This is a genomic window from Aeromonas veronii, from assembly GCF_040215105.1.
In the GTDB taxonomy this organism is placed as follows: domain Bacteria; phylum Pseudomonadota; class Gammaproteobacteria; order Enterobacterales; family Aeromonadaceae; genus Aeromonas; species Aeromonas veronii_G.
In genome coordinates, this window is sequence record NZ_CP157875.1 from 4,452,346 (window position 1) to 4,472,500 (window position 20,155).

Consider the following 20,155-nt stretch of genomic DNA (forward strand, 5'->3'; position numbering starts at 1 on the left):
TTCGCAAACAGGGCACGCCAGCAGCGGATTGCACACCCCAATCCCGCTGCCCCGGCCGCCGTTTTAGGCTAGAATGGGCCCCAATTTGACCGTGGCCCGCCAGCCGGGCGCCAACGAGAGCCATATCCGTGAACAAACCGACCCTGGCGGCCGTTCTGATCGTCAAGAACGAAGCCGACAACCTGCGTGCCTGCCTCGCCTCCCTCGGGGATCTGGTGGATGAGATCGTCATCCTCGACTCCGGCAGCCAGGACGACACCCCCGCCATCGCCGCCGAATACGGCGCCCGTTTCTTCGTCAACGCCAAGTGGCCGGGGTTCGGTCGTCAGCGCCGTCTCGCCCAGTCCCACGTGCAGTCCGACTGGGTGCTGTGGCTGGATGCGGACGAGCGCCTCAGCCCAGAGCTCAAGGCCTCCATCGCCGCCGTCATGGCCAACCCGGCCCAGGAGACCATCTACTCCATCCCGCGCCTCTCCTGGGTGTTTGGCCGCTTCATCCGCCACAGCGGCTGGTATCCAGACCGGGTGCTGCGCCTCTACCCCAAGGCGCTCACCGGCTACAACGAGGCCCTGGTGCACGAGAAGGTGGAGGTGCGCGCCAACATGAAGATCGTCAACCTGCATGGCGACCTGCTGCACTTCACCTACCGGGATCTGGAGCACTACCTGGTGAAATCCGCCGGCTATGCCAGAGCCTGGGCCGATCAGCGCACCGCCCGCGGCAAGAAGGGTTCCCTCGGCCAGGGGCTGGTGCATGCGCTCGGCTGCTTCCTCAAGATGTACCTGCTCAAGGCAGGCTTCCTCGACGGCAAGCAGGGGCTGCTGCTGGCCATCCTCTCCGCCCACTCCACCTTCGTGAAGTACGCCGACCTCTGGATCCGCCAGCAGCCCCAGGCACCGGATCAGAGCGGCCAGTAAACCGCCTCGACCCCGCCCCCACGGCGCATCTTCGGCAGCAGTCCATGCTGCCTGGCACAATAAAAACAGGGCCCATGACGGGCCCTGTTTGCATTTCCTACTCTTTTATCTGCCAGAAGGGCGGTGCCCAGCGTGCAATCGCCGCCGCCATGGCCTTGGGATCGAGCTGGCTCATGTCCTCCGGATGATCGCTGTCCTCCGGCGGGCTGAACGCCAGGTGGCGACCCTCGCTGTTGAGGGGACGCCAGCGCAGCGGGGTGGCGGAGCGGTGCGCCGGGAAGAAGCCGATGGTCGGCACATCCAGGGCCGCGGCGATGTGCAACGGCCCGGTGCTGCCCGCCACGAACAGGGCCGCATTTGCCATCACCTGACAGAACTTCGGCAGCCCCTCGTCGGAGCGATAGATCCAGCCGTTGCCGCCGTGGGCCAGCAATTCTGCCGCCAGTTGCTCGGCCTTGCCCTCCTCCCCCGGCCCCGCCGTCAGCACGCACTGCAACTCGGGGCAGGCCTGGTTGAGCTTGATGATGAGACGGGCGTATTGCTCGATGGAGAGATTGTTGGCCGAGCCGCCGCTGCCCGCGTGCACCATCAGCCAGGGGCGGCTGGCATCCAGCTTCAGCCGGGTGGCGACCTGCTCGCGCACCTGCTGCAGGCAGGCGGCATCGAAACTGAGATAGGGGGCCTGGGGCTCCACTGCGCTCAGCTGCTGGTCGGCGAGGAAGCGGCGGACGAGATCCAGGTTGTATTCGTACTCCGGCTTCTGGGAGCGGGAGCGGCGCTGGACCAGGCGCTGGTTGTAGAGCACCTGGGCCAGCTTGGTGGCGGGTGCCAGCCGGTAGGGAATGTGCGCCTTCCACACCAGTTTGGCGTTGCGGGTGTTGGAGAAGAGGCAGATGGCGGCGTCGAAGGCGGCCGCCTTGATGCGAGCCAGCAGGGCGCGCTGCTGCTCCTTGTCGGCCTTGGCACCCGGATCCAGGATCACCTCGTCAATCCAGGGGCACAGACGGGCAAGGGGCGCCGTGTAGGCGGGCACCAGAGCAGTCACATGACAATCCATGGAGCCCTTGAGCATGGCGAAACTCGGCCAGGCCAGCATGAAGTCACCAATCTTGTCATTGCGTACTACCAGAATGCGTTTCATAAACAATCCCTTTGCCTCCTGTCACCAATGCAGGATGGCTTGCTGCGCGGTGCCGGTATTCTTGCCTGATGGCGGGCTATTCTCAAGCGATGCGGCTATCTGAGGCCAATTTGGGTGGTCAAGAGCGCCCTCATACGCCAGATCCCGCACAAAACTCCGGCCATCCCAGTCGCGGCGATCCCGCAACTGCCCCTATAATGCGACCCACTCTCCCGGCTGCAGGAATCCGCACCATGACCAACAAGGTAATATACCCCGGCACCTTCGACCCCATCACCAACGGCCACACCGATCTGATCGAACGGGCCGCCCGGCTGTTTGACGAGGTGGTGGTCGGGGTGGCCAACAGCCCGAGCAAACGCCCGCTGTTCGATCTGGCCGAGCGGGTCGAGCTGGCCCGTCAGGTGACCGCCCATCTGCCCAACGTCAAGGTGGTGGGCTTCTCCGGCCTGCTGGTGGATTTCGCCAAGACTCACCAGGCCAATGTGCTGATCCGGGGGCTGCGCGCCGTCTCCGACTTCGAGTACGAGTTCCAGCTCGCCAACATGAACCGCCACCTGATGCCGGAACTGGAGAGCGTCTTCCTCACCCCGTCGGCGGAGAACTCCTTCATCTCCTCCACCCTGGTGAAGGAAGTCGCCCTGCACGGCGGCGATATCCACCAGTTTGTCGCCCCCCTGGTGGCCAAGGCCATCGGCGCCAAGCTCGGCAAATAAGACCGGGAGGCTCGCCTCCCCGTTGCATCCCGGCCTCAGTGGCTCTCCTGGCCGCACGCCAGGGCCTGCTGGCAAGCCAGCGCCAGCTCGTCCAGCCACAGGTAGCGACGCCGGTACATGGCCCGCTTCTTGGTGGCCACGACCTCCAGCGGCGTGCGTTCCGCCGGTTGCAGCCGCACGAAGTTCTCGTCCTGATCCACGGCACCAAACTCCTGCCACAGCTCGTCATAATCCGATTGCAGGCAGGCCTTCTTGCGCTTGCTGTAGCGACTGGCCTGATAGATGTGCGCCTTCATCCGTACCGCCGTGACCCGGCTCGCCCCCATGGCCTGCGCCAGTGCCAGCACCATCATCACCACCAGCGACTTGGGCCTCAGACCGTGGCCCGCCTTGGTCAGCGCCCGCACTCTCTCCTGCGGCTGCGCCACACAGGGGGCAGGCCCTTGGATGGACCCTATCACCACCGCCAGCTCGCACTCGTTGCCGGCCAGGGAGAAGGCGCAGCTGTAGAGCCGCTCACCCCGGGCGTTGATGATGGATAGGGCCAGCTCGGCCTCCCGGCGGAAGGTGCCGTCGTGGCGCAGCACGATGCGGTAGTCCTGATCGGGAAAACGCCCCAGCTCCAAGCCCTCCCCCAGATAGAGCCGCTCGATGAGCGCCGGGTAGCGGGCCAGCAGCAGCCGATAGTGATCTTCCACCATGGCAGCCCGCTGGCTGACGGTGGAGCTGGCGAAACGGTAGGGGCGCATCGGCTTGTCGAGCAGTTCGGGATAGCGGGCGGGCAGCGCCTTTAGCGGCTCCGCCAGGAACAGCTCGTACACCTGGGTCAGCTGCGAACGATAGAGCAGACTGCGCAGCACGAACTTGACGCGATTGAAGGTCTTGCGGGCACTCTCCTCGGGGTAGAGGTAGCGGGCCATTTGCTGGGCACAAAAGTGCCCCTGCCGGGACAGATGATCCCAGTCTATTGATTTTGTTGTCATTTTTAATTTCTCGTCTTGCCTGAACAGACGGGATACTAGAAATGAGTGGTCACATTCTCAACAGACCGGAAATACTCTCTTACAACATCGCCGCTTTGGCGAAAAATAGTGTCCGTCAGCGCTGGCAATGTGAACAAAACACGGTGGTACGTTGTCCAATGCGGATTTCGCTCAGCAGGGTCTGGCAATGGAAACAGGGCTGACCACCGCGACCATAGACCTGCAACTGCTGCACGAAATAGCCCGGCTTGCCGTCGGCGCTGGTGAAATCCTTGAGGGTCGTCCCCCCCTGCACGATGGCAGCCGCCAGTACCCGCTTGATCTCGGCCACCAGGGTCCCCAGCCGCTCGGCGCTGATGTTGCCCGCCGCCCGCTTGGGGTGAATGCCGGCGGCATAGAGCGCCTCGTTGGCGTAGATGTTGCCGACCCCCACCACCACGTGGTTGTCCATCAGGAAGGTCTTGATCGGGGTGCTGCGCCCCTTGGCACGCTCCCGCAGATAGTCGGCGCTGAACGCATCGGTGAGGGGTTCGGGACCGAGTCTGGCCAGCAGGGCATGGGCCTCTGCCGGTTCACGAGTCCACAGCAGGGCGCCGAAGCGCCGCGGATCGTTGAGTCGCAGCAGCTTGCCGTTGGCGAGCTCGATATCCACGTGATCGTGCTTCTCGGCCGGGGTGCCGATGTCCAGCACCCGCAGGCTGCCGGACATGCCCAGATGCAGGATGGCGGTGCCAAAATCGGTCTCCAGCAGCAGGTACTTGGCACGGCGGCTGACCCTGTGGATGGTGAGGTCCACCAGCTCCTGGATCTCTCCCGGTACCGGCCAGCGCAGGCGGCCGTCCCGCACCACGACCCGGCTGACCTTGATGCCGGTGAGCCAGGGAGAGATGCCCTGGCGGCTGACTTCGACTTCCGGTAATTCAGGCATGACGCGCTCCTCGCTGTGGGGTGGATCAGGGGGTGGGCCGCAGCAGGCTGCGGTACTGCTCTGGGCTCAGGGTCAGCCAGGTCGAGGGGGGCAGCAGGGCGGCGAACTTGCCGTTGTCCTGATAGATCGCCACCTCGATGGGATCGCTCTGGCCGGCGACCCAGATCTTGAGGCCGACGGGATTGCCGCGCAAGGCGTCGCCAGGAGGCAGCAACCAGCCCTGCCAGGCTTCGATGTGGGCGGCCAGCTGGTCACTGTCGAGCCCCAGATCCGGCCCGCTGCGCCAACCCTGGCCGATGCGTTCTATCTGCCAGCTCGGTCCCTGCCAGGTCAATACCACGGCGGCTTCCGGCAGCAGGGGCCGTGATCGCTTGGCGCTGTTCTCCTGCTGGGCCTGATCCAGCCGGTGCAACAGGGTAATCACGATCAGCACCGCCACGATGATCACGTTATTCCAGCCTTTGCGGCTCAATTTGAACATGGCAACTCTCCCTTTGAAGCGGCAGTGTACTGAATTGCGGCCATAAAAAAACCCGGCACGAGGCCGGGCTTTTAAGCAAATTCAAGTGATTACTTGATTTTGCCTTCTTTGTAGATCACATGCTGACGAATAACGGGATCAAATTTCTTGATCTCCATTTTTTCGGGCATGGTGCGCTTGTTCTTGGTAGTGGTATAGAAGTGACCAGTACCGGCGCTGGAGTTCAGGCGAATCTTATCGCGAATACCTTTAGCCATGATCTAATTCCTTATACCTTAACGCCGCTGGCACGCAGTTCAGCCAGAACCACTTCAACGCCGCGCTTGTCGATGATACGCATGCCTTTTGCGGATACGCGCAGGCTCACGAAGCGTTTTTCACTCTCAACCCAGAAACGGTGAGTGTGCAGGTTCGGCAGGAAACGACGCTTGGTAGCGTTGTTAGCGTGCGAACGGTTGTTACCAACTGCCGGGCGCTTGCCGGTTACTTGGCATACTCTAGACATGTCAGTCTCTCCAAATCTTACTTCATTGCTCGAGCAAATATCTGCCCCGCTGGCCTTCGATTGCGGGGCAAACAGAAGGCGGCATTTTATACAGCATCCGTGATCAAAGATCAACTAATACAGTGCCAGAGCCCAGTTTATAGCCAACCACGCTCTGCAAAAGAAACCGTGATGCCGTCACCGATCACCAAGTGATCCAGCACTCTGATATCGACCAGGGCCAGTGCGGCCAGGATACGATCCGTGATCTGGCGGTCGGCCCGGCTGGGCTCGGCCACGCCGGACGGGTGATTATGCGCCAGAATCACGGCGGCTGCATTATGTTTGAGCGCGATCTGCACGATTTCTCTGGGCCAGACGCTCGCCGCGTCCAGGGTACCGTAAAAAAGCTCGACGAATTGAATGACCCTGTGCTGGTTATCCAGCAGCAAGAGGGCAAAGACCTCCCGCGGTCTATCCCGCAGCTGGGCCTGCAGATAGTCCCGGGTCAGCCGGGGCGAGGTGAGGGCCTCCCCCCGTTGCAACTGCTCCGCCAGATGGCGTTTGCCCATCTCCAGCACCGCCTGCAGCTGGGCATACTTGGCAGGTCCCAACCCATATGCCTCGCAGAAGACCCGCTGCTCGGCGCCGAGCAGCGCCCTCAGCGATCCGAACTGCTGCAGCAACTGGCGGGAGAGATCCACCGCGCTCAGGCCGTTGACCCCGGTGCGCAGGAAGATCGCCAGCAACTCCGCATCGGACAACGTCCCGGCTCCCCGCCGCAGCAGCTTCTCTCTGGGTCGCTCGTCCTCGGGCCACTCCTTGATGCTCATTTGTCTCTCCTCGCAGGGGCTGAGGAAAAACATAGCAAAAAATCGCGGGAGCCCGAGCACAACTCCCCCATGTCAGCCTCTGTCGTCATCCCCAGCCTGTGGTATCTTAGCCGACCAGTTGAACCGCAAGAGATGGTGCAGATGAGATTGGCCGATAAACGCATCCTGTTGGGTGTCAGTGGTGGCATCGCCGCCTACAAGAGTGCCGAGCTGGTACGCCGCCTGAAGGATCAGGGGGCCGAGGTGCGGGTGGTCATGACCCGCTCCGCCAAGGAGTTCATCACCCCGCTGACCCTGCAGGCCGTCTCCGGTCATCCGGTCGCCGACAGCCTGCTGGATCCGGCCGCCGAGGCGGGCATGGGCCACATCGAACTGGCCAAATGGGCCGATCTGGTGCTGATCGCCCCCGCCAGCGCCAACCTGATGGCTCGCATGGCCGCCGGCATGGCGGACGAGCTGCTGACCACCCTCTGTCTGGCCACCCCGGCAGCCGTGGCGCTGGCCCCGGCCATGAACCAGCAGATGTATCGCAACGCCGCCACCCAGGCCAACCTGGATACGCTGGCCAGCCGCGGCATCCTGCTGTGGGGGCCGGATTCCGGCAGCCAGGCCTGCGGCGACGTGGGTCCGGGCAGGATGCTGGATCCCCTCGAGCTGGTGGAGCGCTGCTGCCAGCAGCTCGCCGCCGAGCCCCTGCTGGCCGGCGTCCGGCTGCTGCTCACCGCCGGCCCGACCCGGGAGGCACTGGATCCGGTGCGCTACATCAGCAACCACAGCTCCGGCAAGATGGGCTACGCCATCGCCCGCGCCGCCCGTGAGGCAGGCGCCGAGGTGACCCTGGTGAGTGGCCCGGTCGCTCTGGCCACGCCGCAAGGGGTGGTGCGCGTCGATGTGGAGAGCGCCCAGCAGATGCATCAGGCCGTCATGAGCCGGGTGAGCGAGTGCGATCTCTTCATCGGCTGCGCCGCCGTGGCGGATTATCGCCCCGAGCAGGTAGCCGAGCAGAAGATCAAGAAGCGTGTCGACAGCGATCAGATGCAGCTGACCCTGGTCAAGAACCCGGACATCATCGCCGCCGTGGGAGCATTACCAGACAAGCCCTACACCGTTGGATTTGCCGCCGAAACCGTGGATGTGGAACAATACGCCCTCGACAAACTGCGACGCAAACGGCTGGACATGATCGCCGCCAACGACGTATCCCGCGCGGGCCAGGGGTTCAATGCCGATGACAATGCCCTGACCGTGTTCTGGCAAGGGGGTCAAGCCCCGCTGCCACTTGCCGATAAGCTGACACTGGCCCGTCATCTCATCGCCTTGATTGCGCGTCATTATCGCTCCTGAGCAACGACGCCAAGCGATCCGATCGCCTTTCGCGATCCCGACAAACCGATTCAGCGGACGTTGACACTGCCTGTGTCAGCGCCAGCAGCAGAATTCACTGAGCCATTCGATCGCCGCAGTGCGATCTCATTGAAAAGCGATTCATGAACACACAAATTGAACTCAAAATCCTGGATGCCCGCATCGGCACCGACTTCCCGCTGCCTGCCTATGCCACACCGGGTTCCGCCGGCATGGATCTGCGCGCCCTGCTGGACGCGCCGCTGACCCTGGCCCCCGGCGATACCACCCTGGTGCCTACCGGCCTGGCCATTCATATCCAGGATCCGGGTCTGTGCGCCACCATCCTGCCCCGCTCCGGCCTCGGCCATAAGCACGGCATCGTGCTCGGCAACCTGGTCGGCCTCATCGACTCCGACTATCAGGGTCAATTGATGGTCTCGGTCTGGAACCGCGGCAACGACAGCTTCACCATGCAACCCGGCGAGCGCATCGCCCAGCTGGTGATCCTGCCGGTGGTTCAGGCCAGCTTCCAGCTGGTCGACGAGTTCAATCAGAGCGAACGGGGTGAAGGCGGGTTTGGTTCTTCTGGTCGCCAATAACAAGACCACACAGCCCCCTCGGGCCTGTGCCTAATAACGGAATCAAGCCATTGTTTTTTTAGGGGAATCCATGGCAAGCAGTAACCAGAAACAGAGTCGGCGCGATCAAATCCTGCAGGCACTCGCCCATATGCTGGAAACCAGCCCGGGCCAGCGCATCACCACGGCCCGCCTCGCGGCCGAGGTGGGTGTCTCCGAGGCGGCCCTCTATCGGCACTTTCCCAGCAAGGCGCGGATGTTCGAGGGGCTGATCGACTTTATCGAGGATTCCCTGCTGTCACGGGTCAACCTGATCATGGCCGAAGAGAAGGACACCATGGCCCGCTGCCACCACATACTGCAGCTGCTCCTGGTGTTCGCCGAGCGCAATCCCGGCATCACCCGCATCCTCAACGGCGACGCCCTGCTGGGTGAGCACGACCGGCTGCGGGATCGCATCAGCGCGCTGTTCGACAAGCTGGAAACCCAGCTCAAGCAGGCACTGCGGGAGAAGCGGCTGCGGGAAGGCCAGGGCTTCCAGCTCGACGAGACCATGCTGGCCAATCTGCTGCTGGCCTATGCCGAGGGGCGGATCAGCCAGTTTGTCCGATCCGAGTTCAAACTCAAGCCCACCGCCGGCTTTGAAGATCAGTGGCAATTCATGCGCAGCCAACTGCTGCAGAGCTGAGCCATACTGGTTGTGCGAAGCGGGAGGCCTTGGCCTCCCTTGTTTTTTGTGGCACAACATAAGCACCAGATGCGACCCAAGTTGTCGCGCTCCGGTGTTAGATTCATCCGCCATAAACCTTTACACCAACAGGAAATTCTATGGAACCCGAGATCATCACAGACGCGCAGACCTGGCTGGTCAACAACCAGGGGCTGATCATCGAGTACGCGGTCAACATCGCCGCCGCCCTGCTCACCCTGCTGGTCGGTTACATCGCCGCCAATATCATCAGTGGCGGCGTGACCAAGGTCATGCAGGCCCGCAAGCTGGACACCACGGTCACCCACTTCATCGGCAGCATCCTCAAGTACACCATACTGGTGTTCGTGGTGATCGCGGCGCTGGGCCGGGTCGGGGTGCAGACCGCCTCCTTCGTCGCCATCATCGGTGCCGCCGGTCTGGCCATCGGTCTGGCACTGCAGGGCTCGCTCTCCAACTTCGCCGCCGGTTTCCTGCTGATCATCTTCCGTCCCATCAAGGCCGGTGAGTTCATCGAAGTGGCGGGTACCAATGGCGTGGTGCAGTCCGTACAGCTGTTCACCACCACCCTCTCGTCCGCCGACAACAAGATGGTGGTCGTCCCCAACTCCGCCATCCTCAACGGCACCATCGTCAACTACTCCCGCATGGAGACCCGTCGGGTCGACATGACCTTCGGCATCGGCTACGGCTCGGATCTGCGCAAGGCCAAGCAGATCCTGGAGCGTCTGGTGAGTGAAGAGCCGCGCATCCTGAAGGATCCGGCCGTTACCATCGCCGTCGCCGCCCTGGCCGACTCCTCGGTCAACATCGTGGTGCGCCCCTGGGTCAAGACCGCCGATTACTGGGGTGTCTGGTTCGATTTCCACGAGCAGGTGAAGCTGGCCTTCGATGCCGAAGGTATCGAAATCCCCTTCCCGCAGATGGTCATGCACATGCAAAAGAACCAGGCCTGAGCACAGCCCTGATGACCACAATGCCAGCCTCCGGGCTGGCATTATCATTTCCGGGCCATACAAAAACCGGCCACCCGGGCCGGTCTCTCGTTCACCTCGTTACGTCACTCAAGGCCGAACTCGGCATCCCCTTCAAGAGCCATGCTCAGGCCAGCTTGCGTGCCACCCGGTTGAGCAGTGGCTGCACCAGCACATAGCCTCCCAGTACGGCTCCCATCACCGCCAGTACCCGCATCTCGAGGGTCGGGGCGGCCGTGGTCATCGCCAGGGTCAGCAGGCCGATGAGGCCGGTGGCGATCAGGCTCAGGGCAAACAGGGACAATACGCGTTTCATGTCGATCTCCTCGTTCCAACACTGTGGCCATCCCTGGGAGAATCGTCCATCCGGGCAGATCATAACCGGCTCCGGACGGCGCAAATTTGCGTTTGCGCATAAAACAGGCGAAAAGATGTGCTGGCAGGGCCTCTTCAAGGGCGCGGATCCCATGACCGCAAACGGGTGAACTTGAAAGCCTTTTCGCCACAACCAAGACGGGAGAAGCATGCGCAAACGCAAGATCCCGGCGACGTTGCTGGCTCATAATCCCAGCGTTTTGGTTGTAAACTCCCTCGATGGCAGACAATTGGTAATGCTCTGTTACACGGGCCGCACACAGAGCCCGGTATAATGCTCGAACAATAAGGTTTGGCGGGAGCCTTGCCTGCAAGGTTCAAACACAACTTGGAATCTCAGGAATCCTATGAAAAACATCAATCCAACCCAGACCAAGGCCTGGCAGGCTTTGGAAACCCACTTCGCGGCCCATAAAGAGATGCGTCTCAAGGATCTGTTCGCACAGGATCCCAAACGTTTCGACAGGTTCTCCCTCACCTTCGGTGGCGACATCCTGGTCGACTACTCCAAGAACCTGATCACCGGGGAGACCCTCACCCTGCTGCTCGCGCTGGCCGAGGAGACCGACCTGCGCGGCGCCATCGACGCCATGTTCAACGGCGACAAGATCAACATGACCGAAGGCCGCGCCGTGCTGCACACCGCCCTGCGCAACCGCTCGGATCGCCCCATCGAAGTGGATGGCAAGGATGTGATGCCGGAGGTGAACGCCGTCCTGGCCAAGATGAAGGGCTTCTGCGAGAAGGTCATCGGTGGCGAGTGGAAGGGTTATACCGGCAAGACCATCCAGCACGTGGTCAACATCGGCATCGGTGGTTCGGATCTCGGCCCCGTGATGATCACCGAGGCGCTGCGCCCCTACAAGAATCACCTGCAGATGCATTTTGTCTCCAACGTCGATGGCACCCATATCGCCGAGACGCTGAAGAAGATCGACCCGGAAACCACCCTGTTCCTGGTGGCCTCCAAGACCTTCACCACCCAGGAGACCATGACCAACGCCCTGACCGCCCGTGACTGGTTCATCCAGTTAGCCGGTGACAAGGCCCACGTCGCCAAGCACTTCGCGGCGCTCTCCACCAACGGCAAGGCCGTGGCCGAATTCGGCATCGACACCGACAACATGTTCGAGTTCTGGGACTGGGTCGGCGGTCGTTACTCCTCCTGGTCCGCCATCGGCATGCCCATCGCACTGTCTCTTGGCTTCGAGCACTTCGAGGCCCTGCTGCAAGGCGCCTTCGAGATGGACATGCATTTCGCCACCACCGCCTTCGAGCAGAACGTACCGGTGCTGCTGGCGCTCATCGGCCTCTGGTACAACAACTTCCACGGTGCCGAGTCCGAAGCCATCCTGCCCTACGATCAGTACATGCACCGCTTCCCCGCCTACTTCCAGCAGGGCAACATGGAGTCCAACGGCAAGTTCACCGATCGCAACGGCAACAAGGTGAACTACCAGACCGGCCCCATCATCTGGGGTGAGCCGGGCACCAACGGCCAGCACGCCTTCTACCAGCTGATCCACCAGGGTACCAAGCTGATCCCCTGCGACTTCCTGGCGCCGGCCATCAGTCACAACCCCATCGGTGATCACCATCCGAAACTGCTGGCGAACTTCTTCGCCCAGACCGAGGCCTTGGCCTTCGGCAAGAGCAAGGAAGAGGTCGAAGCCGAGTTCCTGGCGGCTGGCAAGACGCTAGAGCAGGTGCAGGATCTGGTGCCGTTCAAGGTGTTCGAAGGCAACCGCCCCACCAACAGCATCCTGTTCAAGAGCCTGACCCCGAAGACCCTGGGTGCCCTGATCGCCATGTACGAGCACAAGATCTTCGTGCAGGGCGCCATCCTGAACATCTTCAGCTTCGATCAGTGGGGCGTGGAACTGGGCAAGCAGCTGGCCAACAAGATACTGCCGGAGCTCAACACGGACGCGGCCGTCACCAGCCACGACGGCTCCACCAATGGTCTCATCAACACCTGGAAAGCCTGGAAAGCCTGAGCTCTCCAAGCTTCCTGAATGCAAAAGCCCCGCTCAATGAGCGGGGCTTTTTATTGCCGGTCACATCGCCAGCAACCAATCTGACGGCTTGCACAATTCGGACATCCAGCCAGGTGTCTAAGCCAGCCGGTAACGGGGATCGTCATCCCCGCCCCTCCTCATGCCTGTCCGTTAAGACTTAACCACCGACGGCGATACGCTTCATGTCTTTCATGTAGCCGCGCAGGGTCTGGCCGATCGCTTCGATGGGGTGATTGCGGGTCGCCTCGTTGGCGGCCAGCAGGGCCAGGTTGTCCACGGCCTTGCTCTCGGCACGGCCACTGCCCAGATCGCCCGTCTGCAGGGTCGGCATGAAATGCTCACGCAGCAACGGCACGGCGGCATTGGCGAACAGGTAGTTACCGTATTCGGCGGTATCGGAGATCACCACGTTCATCTCGTACAGGCGCTTGCGGGCGACGGTGTTGGCGATGAGCGGCAACTCGTGCAGGGATTCGTAATAGGCGGATTCTTCGTAGATGCCGGAGGCCACCATGGTCTCGAACGCCAGCTCCACACCCGCCTTGACCATGGCTACCATGACCACGCCGTTGTCGAAGTACTCCTGCTCGGCAATCTTGCCGGCATAGGCCGGGGCATTCTCGAAGGCAGACTTGCCGGTCTCCTCGCGCCAGCCGAACAGCTTGGCATCGTCTTCGGCCCAGTCAGCCATCATGCCGCGGGAGAACTCGCCGGCGATGATGTCGTCCATGTGCTTCTCGAACAGCGGGCGCATCAGGGTGCGCAGCTGCTCGGACAGCTCGAAGGCGCGCAGTTTGGCCGGGTTGGAGAGGCGGTCCATCATCAGGCTGATACCACCCTGCTTCAGGGCTTCGGTGATGGTCTCCCAGCCGAACTGGATCAGCTTGCCGGCATAGGCCGGGTCTGTGCCCTCGGCGACCAGCTTGTCGTAGCACAGCAGGGAGCCGGCCTGCAGCATGCCGCACAGTATGGTCTGCTCGCCCATCAGGTCGGATTTCACTTCCGCCACGAAGGAGGATTCCAGCACGCCAGCACGGTCGCCGCCGGTGGCGGAGGCCCACGCCTTGGCGATGGCCATGCCCTCGCCCTGGGGATCGTTCTCCGGGTGCACCGCAATCAGGGTCGGTACGCCGAAGCCACGCTTGTACTCTTCACGCACCTCGGTACCCGGGCACTTGGGCGCCACCATGACGACGGTGATGTCGGCACGGATCTGCTGACCCTCTTCCACCACGTTGAAGCCGTGGGAGTAGCCCAGAGCGGCCCCCTGCTTCATCAGCGGCATCACGGTTTTGACTACGTCGGAGTGCTGCTTGTCCGGGGTCAGGTTCAGCACCAGATCGGCGGTAGGGATCAGATCCTCATAGGTGCCGACCACGAAGCCGTTGTCGGTGGCTTTCTGCCAGGAGGCACGCTTCTCGGTGATGGCCGCCTTGCGCAGGGCATAGGAGATGTCCAGCCCGGAGTCGCGCATGTTCAGACCCTGGTTCAGACCCTGGGCGCCACAGCCCACAATCACCACCTTCTTGCCCTTGAGCACCGCACAACCGTCAGCGAACTCCTCGCGCAGCATGAAACGACACTTGCCCAGCTGGGCCAACTGCTGACGCAGGTTCAGGGTGTTGAAATAATTAGCCATGGTGATTGCTCCGTTCGATTGATTCCATGCCGGATGACGGCGTTGTCGGACCCACTATAGCGCGGGACACTTATTGCCTGAACTGATATATTCGAAACAGTACGTTGCAATAAATGAAAGGCTATCCGGCCCCATATCCCCCTCTTTTCGTCGATATCAGCAGGCGAGTTGGCCCGTAGCAATCGATTTGGCGCTCGCGCCGCAGCAGGAAATGAAAGATGGATCTTCGCAATCTCGAACTGTTTCTCCACCTTGCCGACTCCCTCCATTTCGGCAAGAGCGCCGATGCCATGGCGGTCAGCCCCTCCACCCTGAGTCGCGCCATCCAGCGGCTGGAGCAGGAGACGGGCTGCATCTTGTTCGAGCGGGACAACCGCAGCGTGCGCCTCACCCCGGCCGGCGAGAAGCTGCGGGAGTTCGGCGGCAGCCTGCTGCAGGAGTGGCGCCGACTCAAGCAGGAGATCAAGCGTAGCGACGAGCCATTGCAGGGGCGGCTGCGCGTGTTCTGCTCGGTCACCGCCAGCTACTTCCTGCTACCCGAGGTGCTGGAGCGCTTTCGCCGTCGTTACCCTCAGCTCGAGATCAAGCTCGAGACCGGCGACCCAGCGCTGGCGGTGGACAAGATCCTGGCTGACGAGGCCGATCTCGCCATCGCCGCCCGCCCCGATGCCCTCTCCGCCAAGCTGGAGTTCGCCAGCCTGCAACAGGTCCCTCTGGTGTTTATCGCCCCGAAGAGCACGCCTCCCGCCCACTGGTACCACAATGGCGCACCGGACTGGGAGCGCATGCCCCTCATCCTCTCCGAGCAGGGACTGGCGCGAAAGCGCTGCGATCAGTGGCTGCGCAACAAGGGGATCTCCCCCAACATCTATGCCGAGGTCGCGGGAAACGAGGGGATCGTCGCCATGGTGGCGCTCGGCTTCGGCGTGGGTCTGGTGCCCGCGGCGGTGATCGATCACAGCCCCATGGGAGACAAGGTGCGCATCGTCGAACCCAAGCCGGCGCTCAAGCCGTTCGATGTGGGCATTGCCGTGCTCAAGAAGCGGCTGGAGGAGCCGCTGATCCGCGCCTTCTGGGACACGGCCCGCGGTCAGGGAGGGCGTTGAGCCCTGGGTGGCTCATTTACGCCACAATGCCAGTGTCAAATGTGCCAGTAGGAATGCAAGCCGGAAGAGGGGAGACTCCACCGCTGATCATCGTCATTGGAAAAGGAGTCCGCCATGCAGCATCTTGTCGAGATCAAGGGTTCTCACCTGTTTGAAGAGTACCTTCACAGCCTGGGGGTCAGCCGCTGCAAGCTCGACAGCGAGCAGGAGATCTACCTGCAGGATCGCCATCTGGCCACGATACGGCGCATCCAGGGAGAGTTGAGGTTTTATCTGCGTGCCAGCGCCCTGGCCCGGTCGTGATCCGCAATCGGTCACAGTAAGCATCCATAAAGCGTATTAGACTGGCACCATCCGTCACCCTCGCCTCGAGGGTCGCCATCAGGAGTGCCCATGAAACCAAGCGGCCTGGACCGGCTCTTCAAACCCCAATCCATCGCCGTCATCGGTGCCTCCAGCGATCCACAAAAGGCAGGCCAGGTGGTGATACGCCACCTGCTGGCAGGCCAGTTCAAGGGCCCCATCTTGCCGGTCAGCCCCCATAGCCAGGCCGTTGCCGGCGTACTCGCCTATCCCGATATCGAGAGCCTGCCTCTCTCGCCGGATCTCGCCATCGTCTGCACCAAACGCGAACGGGTACTCGGGATCATCGAGGCGCTCGGCAAAAAGGGAACGGGAGCAGCCATCATTCTGGCCGCCCAGTTCACCCCCGAGGAGCGCCTGCAGTTGCAGCGGCTCTGCCGCCAGTACGGCATCCGCCTGCTCGGCCCCAACAGCATGGGCATGCTGTTGCCGGGCCAGGGCATCAACGCCAGCTTTTCCCCCATCGCCGCCACCCCGGGCCAGGTCGCATTTCTGTCTCAGTCCGCGGCGGTCAGCACCACCATCCTCGACTGGGCCAAGCAGCGTGAACTCGGCTTCTCGGCCTTCGTTTCGCTGGGGGATCACTGCGACATCGACTTCGGCCAGCTGCTGGATCAGCTCTCCCGTGACGGCACGACCCGCGCCATCCTGATCTACATGGACAAGCTGCACGACGCCCGTCACTTCCTCTCGGCGGCCCGGGCCGCCTCCCGCAACAAGCCTATCCTGGTGCTCAAGAGCGGCCGCCACGATCCGGCAAACGGCCTCGACAACGTCTATGACGCCGCTATCCGCCGGGCCGGCATGCTGCGGGTGCGCGACACCCACGAACTGTTCGCCACCGTCGAGACCCTGAGCCACTCCCTGACCCTCAAAGGGGAGCGGCTCGCCATCCTTTCCAATGGTCGCGGCCTCGCCAACATGGCCGCCGACGTGCTGCTGGAACGGGGTGGCAAGCTTGCCATGGCGCCGCTCGATATCGGCAGTGACGCCGACATCGAGGCGTATCGCAACGCCCTGGACGAGCTGCTGCAAGGGGACAAGGCCGATGCCATCCTGCTGATCCACGCCCCGTCCCTGACCGCCCGCGGGATGACCCTGGCGGATCACCTGATCGACTTCATCAAGCAGCACCCCAGGGCCAGGCGTTTCAATATCCTCACCAACTGGGCGGGGGAGTACTCGGCCCAGGAAGGGCGCCGCCTGTTCAATGAGGCGGGCATCCCCACCTACCGAACCCCGGAGAGCGCGGTCGCCGCCTTCATGCACATGGTGGAATACCGTCGCAACCAGAAGCAGCTGATGGAGACGCCGGCGTCACTGCAAGGAGACAGGCTCGATGTCCAGCGTTGCCAGCAGCTGATCCGCCAGGCGCAGGATCGCAAACAACTCGTGCTCGATACTCACCTGACGCAACCCATCATGCAGGCTGCCGGTCTCGCCACCCTGCCGACCTGGATCGTCTCGGATGCCAGCGAGGCAGCCCTGACGGCGGAACAGATAGGCTACCCGGTGGCGGTGAAGCTGCGCTCACCGGATATCGCCCACAAGTCGGAAGTGCATGGCGTCATGCTCAACCTGCGTACCTCGGCCGAGGTGGCCCAGGCGGCAGATGCCATCCTGGACCGGGTACGCCAGCACGACCCCGGGGCACGCATCGAAGGCCTGCTGGTGCAGCGCATGGCGCGTCGTAGCGGTGGCCTGGAGCTGCGTATCCGCCTGCAACAGGATCCCGTGTTCGGCCCCGTCATCCTGCTCGGAGAATCCGGCGCCGAGCCTCACCAGATGGTGGCAGCCCTGCCGCCACTGAACCAGGCGCTCGCTCGCTACCAGATCATCGGCGCCCTCAAGAGCGGCAAGATCCGCGAGCAGGCCAGCCCGGTGCGGCTCGACATCAACGCCCTGAGCCAGGTGCTGTGCCAGCTGTCGGAGCTGCTGCTCGCCTTCCCCGAAATCCAGGAGCTGGACCTGCATCCGCTGCAGGCCAGTGGCGAGGAGATGGTGATCCTGGATGCGAGACTGGTGCTGATGGAGAAGGGCCAACAAGCGCTGCCGCTGGCCATTCGCCCCTATCCTACCGAGCTGGAAGAGGGGGCCTGGCTCAAGGACCAGAGCCATGTCTTGCTGCGCCCCATCCGCCCGGAAGACGAACCCGCTCACAAGGCGTTCGTGCTTCAGGTCTCCGATGAGGATAGATACAAGCGCTTCTTCGCCGACGTGGGGGAACTGGGTCATGAAGAGCTGGCCCGCATGACCCAGATCGATTACGACCGGGAGATGGCCTTCGTCGCCGTCGGTCAGGATGGCGCCTTCGATCAGCAGATCCTGGGAGTGGTCAGGGCCATCTCCACGCCGGATCTCGCCGATGCGGAGTTCGCCATTCTGGTGCGCTCCGACTTGAAGGGAATGGGGCTCGGCAAGCTGATGATGGAGAAGATCGCCCGCTACGCTCGCGAGCGCGGCATAGGCCAACTCTCCGGCATGACCATGCCGAGCAATCGCGGCATGATCAACCTGGCCAAGCGGCTGGGATTCCAGATCGATATCCAGCTGGAAGATGGGGTAGTGAATATGCTGCTGCCCTGCGGGGAACAGAGCCGACATGATCGGTAAAATAGCGAAGAGGCAGGGGTTTATAGCGTAAAAATGATAAATATCAGCCAATAAAAAAGCCCGCTCAGATGAGCGGGCTTCTTCTAATTGGGTGCCTGGCAGTGTCCTACTCTCGCATGGCGAATGCCACACTACCATCGGCGCTACCGCGTTTCACTTCTGAGTTCGGCATGGGATCAGGTGGTTCCACGGCGCTATGGCCGCCAGGCAAATTCTTAATCTAGAAAGCTGACGTGAATAACGATGTCGCTCTTGGCTCGTCGCTATCACTGAATTTGAGTAGTTCATGCACTTGCTACAAGGCCCAGAACACTTCTTGGGTGTTGTATGGTTAAGCCTCACGGGTAATTAGTATGGGTTAGCTCAACACGTCGCCGCGCTTACACACCCCACCTATCAACGTTGTGGTCTCCAACGGCCCTTTAGGACCCTCAAGGGGTCAGGGATGACTCATCTCAGGGCTCGCTTCCCGCTTAGATGCTTTCAGCGGTTATCGATTCCGAACTTAGCTACCGGGCAGTGCCACTGGCGTGACAACCCGAACACCAGAGGTTCGTTCACTCCGGTCCTCTCGTACTAGGAGCAACTCCCTTCAATCATCCAACGCCCACGGCAGATAGGGACCGAACTGTCTCACGACGTTCTGAACCCAGCTCGCGTACCACTTTAAATGGCGAACAGCCATACCCTTGGGACCGACTTCAGCCCCAGGATGTGATGAGCCGACATCGAGGTGCCAAACACCGCCGTCGATATGAACTCTTGGGCGGTATCAGCCTGTTATCCCCGGAGTACCTTTTATCCGTTGAGCGATGGCCCTTCCATTCAGAACCACCGGATCACTATGACCTACTTTCGTACCTGCTCGACCTGTCCGTCTCGCAGTTAAGCTGGCTTATGCCATTGCACTAACCTCCTGATGTCCGACCAGGATTAGCCAACCTTCGTGCTCCTCCGTTACTCTTTGGGAGGAGACCGCCCCAGTCAAACTACCCACCAGGCACTGTCCGCGAGCCCGATTCAGGGCCCTGCGTTAGAACATCAAACATACAAGGGTGGTATTTCAAGGACGGCTCCACGACAACTGGCGTCATCGCTTCAAAGCCTCCCACCTATCCTACACATGTAGGTTCAATGTTCAGTGCCAAGCTGTAGTAAAGGTTCACGGGGTCTTTCCGTCTAGCCGCGGGTACACCGCATCTTCACGGCGAATTCGATTTCACTGAGTCTCGGGTGGAGACAGCATGGCCATGGTTACACCATTCGTGCAGGTCGGAACTTACCCGACAAGGAATTTCGCTACCTTAGGACCGTTATAGTTACGGCCGCCGTTTACCGGGGCTTCGATCAAGAGCTTCGCTTGCGCTAACCCCATCAATTAACCTTCCGGCACCGGGCAGGTGTCACACCCTATACGTCCACTTTCGTGTTTGCAGAGTGCTGTGTTTTTGATAAACAGTCCCAGCCATCTGGTCACTGCGACTCCCGACAGCTCCATCCGCAAGGGACTTCACCATCAAGAGCGAACCTTCTCCCGAAGTTACGGTTCTATTTTGCCTAGTTCCTTCACCCGAGTTCTCTCAAGCGCCTTGGTATTCTCTACCCGACCACCTGTGTCGGTTTGGGGTACGATGACTTGTAATCTGAAGCTTAGAGGCTTTTCCTGGAAGCAGGGCATCAATGGCTTCCGCACCGTAGTGCGTTCGTCTCGTGTCTCAGTGTTGTGTCTCCGGATTTGCCTAGAAACACCACCTACGCACTTTCACCAGGACAACCGTCGCCTGGCCCACCTAGCCTTCTCCGTCCCCCCATCGCAATTACAAGTCGTGCAGGAATATTAACCTGCTTCCCATCGATTACGCCTTTCGGCCTCACCTTAGGGGTCGACTCACCCTGCCCCGATTAACGTTGGACAGGAACCCTTGGTCTTCCGGCGAGGAGGCTTTTCAC

At 61.7% G+C, this 20,155-nt stretch carries 19 protein-coding genes and 2 rRNA genes (1 of these 21 cut by a window edge); 10 read left to right on the forward strand and 11 right to left on the reverse strand.

Annotated features, from left to right (window positions below):
• The first annotated feature begins 128 nt into the window (after window positions 1-128).
• Entirely contained in the window at window positions 129-917 is a 789-nt protein-coding gene (locus tag ABNP46_RS20580; protein WP_349920321.1) for a glycosyltransferase family 2 protein, read from the forward strand.
• A 97-nt stretch (window positions 918-1,014) separates the two neighbouring features.
• On the opposite strand, the gene ABNP46_RS20585 is transcribed toward ABNP46_RS20580, so the two are convergent.
• On the reverse strand, window positions 1,015-2,058 hold the full coding sequence (locus ABNP46_RS20585; protein ID WP_349920323.1) for a glycosyltransferase family 9 protein: 1,044 nt from the start codon (window positions 2,056-2,058) through the stop codon (window positions 1,015-1,017).
• Window positions 2,059-2,291: 233 nt separating this feature from the next.
• Between ABNP46_RS20585 and coaD the strand changes: the two genes are divergently transcribed.
• Window positions 2,292-2,774, forward strand: coding sequence for a pantetheine-phosphate adenylyltransferase (gene coaD / locus ABNP46_RS20590; RefSeq protein WP_349920324.1), 483 nt, complete (start codon window positions 2,292-2,294; stop codon window positions 2,772-2,774).
• Between the two features lie 35 nt (window positions 2,775-2,809).
• On the opposite strand, the gene ABNP46_RS20595 is transcribed toward coaD, so the two are convergent.
• From ABNP46_RS20595 to radC, 6 genes are all read right to left on the reverse strand, one after another.
• Entirely contained in the window at window positions 2,810-3,694 is an 885-nt protein-coding gene (locus ABNP46_RS20595) for a VirK/YbjX family protein (RefSeq protein WP_349922600.1), read from the reverse strand.
• 178 nt (window positions 3,695-3,872) lie between these two features.
• On the reverse strand, window positions 3,873-4,685 hold the full coding sequence (mutM, locus tag ABNP46_RS20600; RefSeq protein WP_349920326.1) for a bifunctional DNA-formamidopyrimidine glycosylase/DNA-(apurinic or apyrimidinic site) lyase: 813 nt from the start codon (window positions 4,683-4,685) through the stop codon (window positions 3,873-3,875).
• 25 nt (window positions 4,686-4,710) lie between these two features.
• The gene (locus ABNP46_RS20605; protein WP_349920327.1) at window positions 4,711-5,166 is read right to left on the reverse strand and encodes a hypothetical protein; all 456 of its coding nucleotides are present in this window, start codon (window positions 5,164-5,166) and stop codon (window positions 4,711-4,713) included.
• 89 nt (window positions 5,167-5,255) lie between these two features.
• Window positions 5,256-5,423 carry a 50S ribosomal protein L33 gene (gene rpmG / locus ABNP46_RS20610; RefSeq protein ID WP_005323752.1) on the reverse strand — a complete coding sequence of 56 codons (168 nt, stop codon included), beginning with the start codon at window positions 5,421-5,423 and terminating at the stop codon, window positions 5,256-5,258.
• Between the two features lie 11 nt (window positions 5,424-5,434).
• On the reverse strand, window positions 5,435-5,671 hold the full coding sequence (gene rpmB / locus ABNP46_RS20615; RefSeq protein WP_005307492.1) for a 50S ribosomal protein L28: 237 nt from the start codon (window positions 5,669-5,671) through the stop codon (window positions 5,435-5,437).
• A 137-nt stretch (window positions 5,672-5,808) separates the two neighbouring features.
• A complete protein-coding gene (gene radC, locus ABNP46_RS20620; protein WP_349920329.1) occupies window positions 5,809-6,483 on the reverse strand; it encodes a RadC family protein in 675 nt (224 codons plus the stop codon).
• A gap of 141 nt (window positions 6,484-6,624) precedes the next feature.
• On the opposite strand from radC, the gene coaBC reads away from it, so the two are divergent.
• The 4 genes from coaBC to ABNP46_RS20640 all read left to right on the forward strand — a co-directional run bounded on the left by coaBC (window position 6,625) and on the right by ABNP46_RS20640 (window position 10,073).
• A complete protein-coding gene (gene coaBC, locus ABNP46_RS20625; RefSeq protein ID WP_349920330.1) occupies window positions 6,625-7,827 on the forward strand; it encodes a bifunctional phosphopantothenoylcysteine decarboxylase/phosphopantothenate--cysteine ligase CoaBC in 1,203 nt (400 codons plus the stop codon).
• A gap of 143 nt (window positions 7,828-7,970) precedes the next feature.
• A complete protein-coding gene (dut, locus tag ABNP46_RS20630) occupies window positions 7,971-8,429 on the forward strand; it encodes a dUTP diphosphatase (RefSeq protein ID WP_349920331.1) in 459 nt (152 codons plus the stop codon).
• A gap of 70 nt (window positions 8,430-8,499) precedes the next feature.
• Entirely contained in the window at window positions 8,500-9,096 is a 597-nt protein-coding gene (slmA, locus tag ABNP46_RS20635; protein ID WP_005323760.1) for a nucleoid occlusion factor SlmA, read from the forward strand.
• A gap of 140 nt (window positions 9,097-9,236) precedes the next feature.
• Window positions 9,237-10,073 (forward strand): mechanosensitive ion channel domain-containing protein, encoded by an 837-nt coding sequence (locus ABNP46_RS20640; protein WP_349920334.1) that lies wholly within the window; start codon window positions 9,237-9,239, stop codon window positions 10,071-10,073.
• Between the two features lie 145 nt (window positions 10,074-10,218).
• On the opposite strand, the gene ABNP46_RS20645 is transcribed toward ABNP46_RS20640, so the two are convergent.
• Complete coding sequence (locus ABNP46_RS20645; protein WP_349920336.1) at window positions 10,219-10,407, reverse strand: holin; 189 nt, start codon at window positions 10,405-10,407, stop codon at window positions 10,219-10,221.
• A 406-nt stretch (window positions 10,408-10,813) separates the two neighbouring features.
• Here ABNP46_RS20645 and pgi point away from each other — a divergent pair, with 406 nt between their 5' ends.
• Window positions 10,814-12,463 (forward strand): glucose-6-phosphate isomerase, encoded by a 1,650-nt coding sequence (gene pgi / locus ABNP46_RS20650; RefSeq protein WP_349920338.1) that lies wholly within the window; start codon window positions 10,814-10,816, stop codon window positions 12,461-12,463.
• Between the two features lie 178 nt (window positions 12,464-12,641).
• On the opposite strand, the gene ilvC is transcribed toward pgi, so the two are convergent.
• Entirely contained in the window at window positions 12,642-14,123 is a 1,482-nt protein-coding gene (gene ilvC / locus ABNP46_RS20655) for a ketol-acid reductoisomerase (RefSeq protein ID WP_349920340.1), read from the reverse strand.
• A 218-nt stretch (window positions 14,124-14,341) separates the two neighbouring features.
• On the opposite strand from ilvC, the gene ilvY reads away from it, so the two are divergent.
• The 3 genes from ilvY (at window position 14,342) to ABNP46_RS20670 (ending at window position 18,205) form a co-directional block, all read left to right on the forward strand.
• Window positions 14,342-15,229 (forward strand): HTH-type transcriptional activator IlvY, encoded by an 888-nt coding sequence (ilvY, locus tag ABNP46_RS20660; protein ID WP_349920342.1) that lies wholly within the window; start codon window positions 14,342-14,344, stop codon window positions 15,227-15,229.
• A gap of 114 nt (window positions 15,230-15,343) precedes the next feature.
• Window positions 15,344-15,532: a hypothetical protein gene (locus ABNP46_RS20665; RefSeq protein ID WP_349920343.1), complete on the forward strand. Its 189-nt coding sequence runs from the start codon at window positions 15,344-15,346 to the stop codon at window positions 15,530-15,532.
• Between the two features lie 90 nt (window positions 15,533-15,622).
• Window positions 15,623-18,205, forward strand: coding sequence for a bifunctional acetate--CoA ligase family protein/GNAT family N-acetyltransferase (locus tag ABNP46_RS20670; protein WP_349920345.1), 2,583 nt, complete (start codon window positions 15,623-15,625; stop codon window positions 18,203-18,205).
• Between the two features lie 93 nt (window positions 18,206-18,298).
• Here the strand turns inward: ABNP46_RS20670 and rrf are convergent.
• Window positions 18,299-18,413, reverse strand: a 5S ribosomal RNA gene (gene rrf / locus ABNP46_RS20675).
• Between the two features lie 119 nt (window positions 18,414-18,532).
• A 23S ribosomal RNA gene (locus ABNP46_RS20680) occupies window positions 18,533-20,155 on the reverse strand; it runs 1,266 nt beyond the window's last position.

Excerpts from the sequence above, each read along its gene's own strand:
- ABNP46_RS20585 (WP_349920323.1), bottom strand. The coding sequence starts at position 2,058 with ATGAAACGCATTCTGGTAGTACGCAATGACAAGATTGGTGACTTCATG.
- coaD (WP_349920324.1), top strand. The coding sequence starts at position 2,292 with ATGACCAACAAGGTAATATACCCCGGCACCTTCGACCCCATCACCAAC.
- ABNP46_RS20595 (WP_349922600.1), bottom strand. The coding sequence starts at position 3,694 with ATGGCCCGCTACCTCTACCCCGAGGAGAGTGCCCGCAAGACCTTCAAT.
- mutM (WP_349920326.1), bottom strand. The coding sequence starts at position 4,685 with ATGCCTGAATTACCGGAAGTCGAAGTCAGCCGCCAGGGCATCTCTCCC.
- ABNP46_RS20605 (WP_349920327.1), bottom strand. The coding sequence starts at position 5,166 with ATGTTCAAATTGAGCCGCAAAGGCTGGAATAACGTGATCATCGTGGCG.
- rpmG (WP_005323752.1), bottom strand. The coding sequence starts at position 5,423 with ATGGCTAAAGGTATTCGCGATAAGATTCGCCTGAACTCCAGCGCCGGT.
- rpmB (WP_005307492.1), bottom strand. The coding sequence starts at position 5,671 with ATGTCTAGAGTATGCCAAGTAACCGGCAAGCGCCCGGCAGTTGGTAAC.
- radC (WP_349920329.1), bottom strand. The coding sequence starts at position 6,483 with ATGAGCATCAAGGAGTGGCCCGAGGACGAGCGACCCAGAGAGAAGCTG.
- coaBC (WP_349920330.1), top strand. The coding sequence starts at position 6,625 with ATGAGATTGGCCGATAAACGCATCCTGTTGGGTGTCAGTGGTGGCATC.
- dut (WP_349920331.1), top strand. The coding sequence starts at position 7,971 with ATGAACACACAAATTGAACTCAAAATCCTGGATGCCCGCATCGGCACC.
- slmA (WP_005323760.1), top strand. The coding sequence starts at position 8,500 with ATGGCAAGCAGTAACCAGAAACAGAGTCGGCGCGATCAAATCCTGCAG.
- ABNP46_RS20640 (WP_349920334.1), top strand. The coding sequence starts at position 9,237 with ATGGAACCCGAGATCATCACAGACGCGCAGACCTGGCTGGTCAACAAC.
- ABNP46_RS20645 (WP_349920336.1), bottom strand. The coding sequence starts at position 10,407 with ATGAAACGCGTATTGTCCCTGTTTGCCCTGAGCCTGATCGCCACCGGC.
- pgi (WP_349920338.1), top strand. The coding sequence starts at position 10,814 with ATGAAAAACATCAATCCAACCCAGACCAAGGCCTGGCAGGCTTTGGAA.
- ilvC (WP_349920340.1), bottom strand. The coding sequence starts at position 14,123 with ATGGCTAATTATTTCAACACCCTGAACCTGCGTCAGCAGTTGGCCCAG.
- ilvY (WP_349920342.1), top strand. The coding sequence starts at position 14,342 with ATGGATCTTCGCAATCTCGAACTGTTTCTCCACCTTGCCGACTCCCTC.
- ABNP46_RS20665 (WP_349920343.1), top strand. The coding sequence starts at position 15,344 with ATGCAGCATCTTGTCGAGATCAAGGGTTCTCACCTGTTTGAAGAGTAC.
- ABNP46_RS20670 (WP_349920345.1), top strand. The coding sequence starts at position 15,623 with ATGAAACCAAGCGGCCTGGACCGGCTCTTCAAACCCCAATCCATCGCC.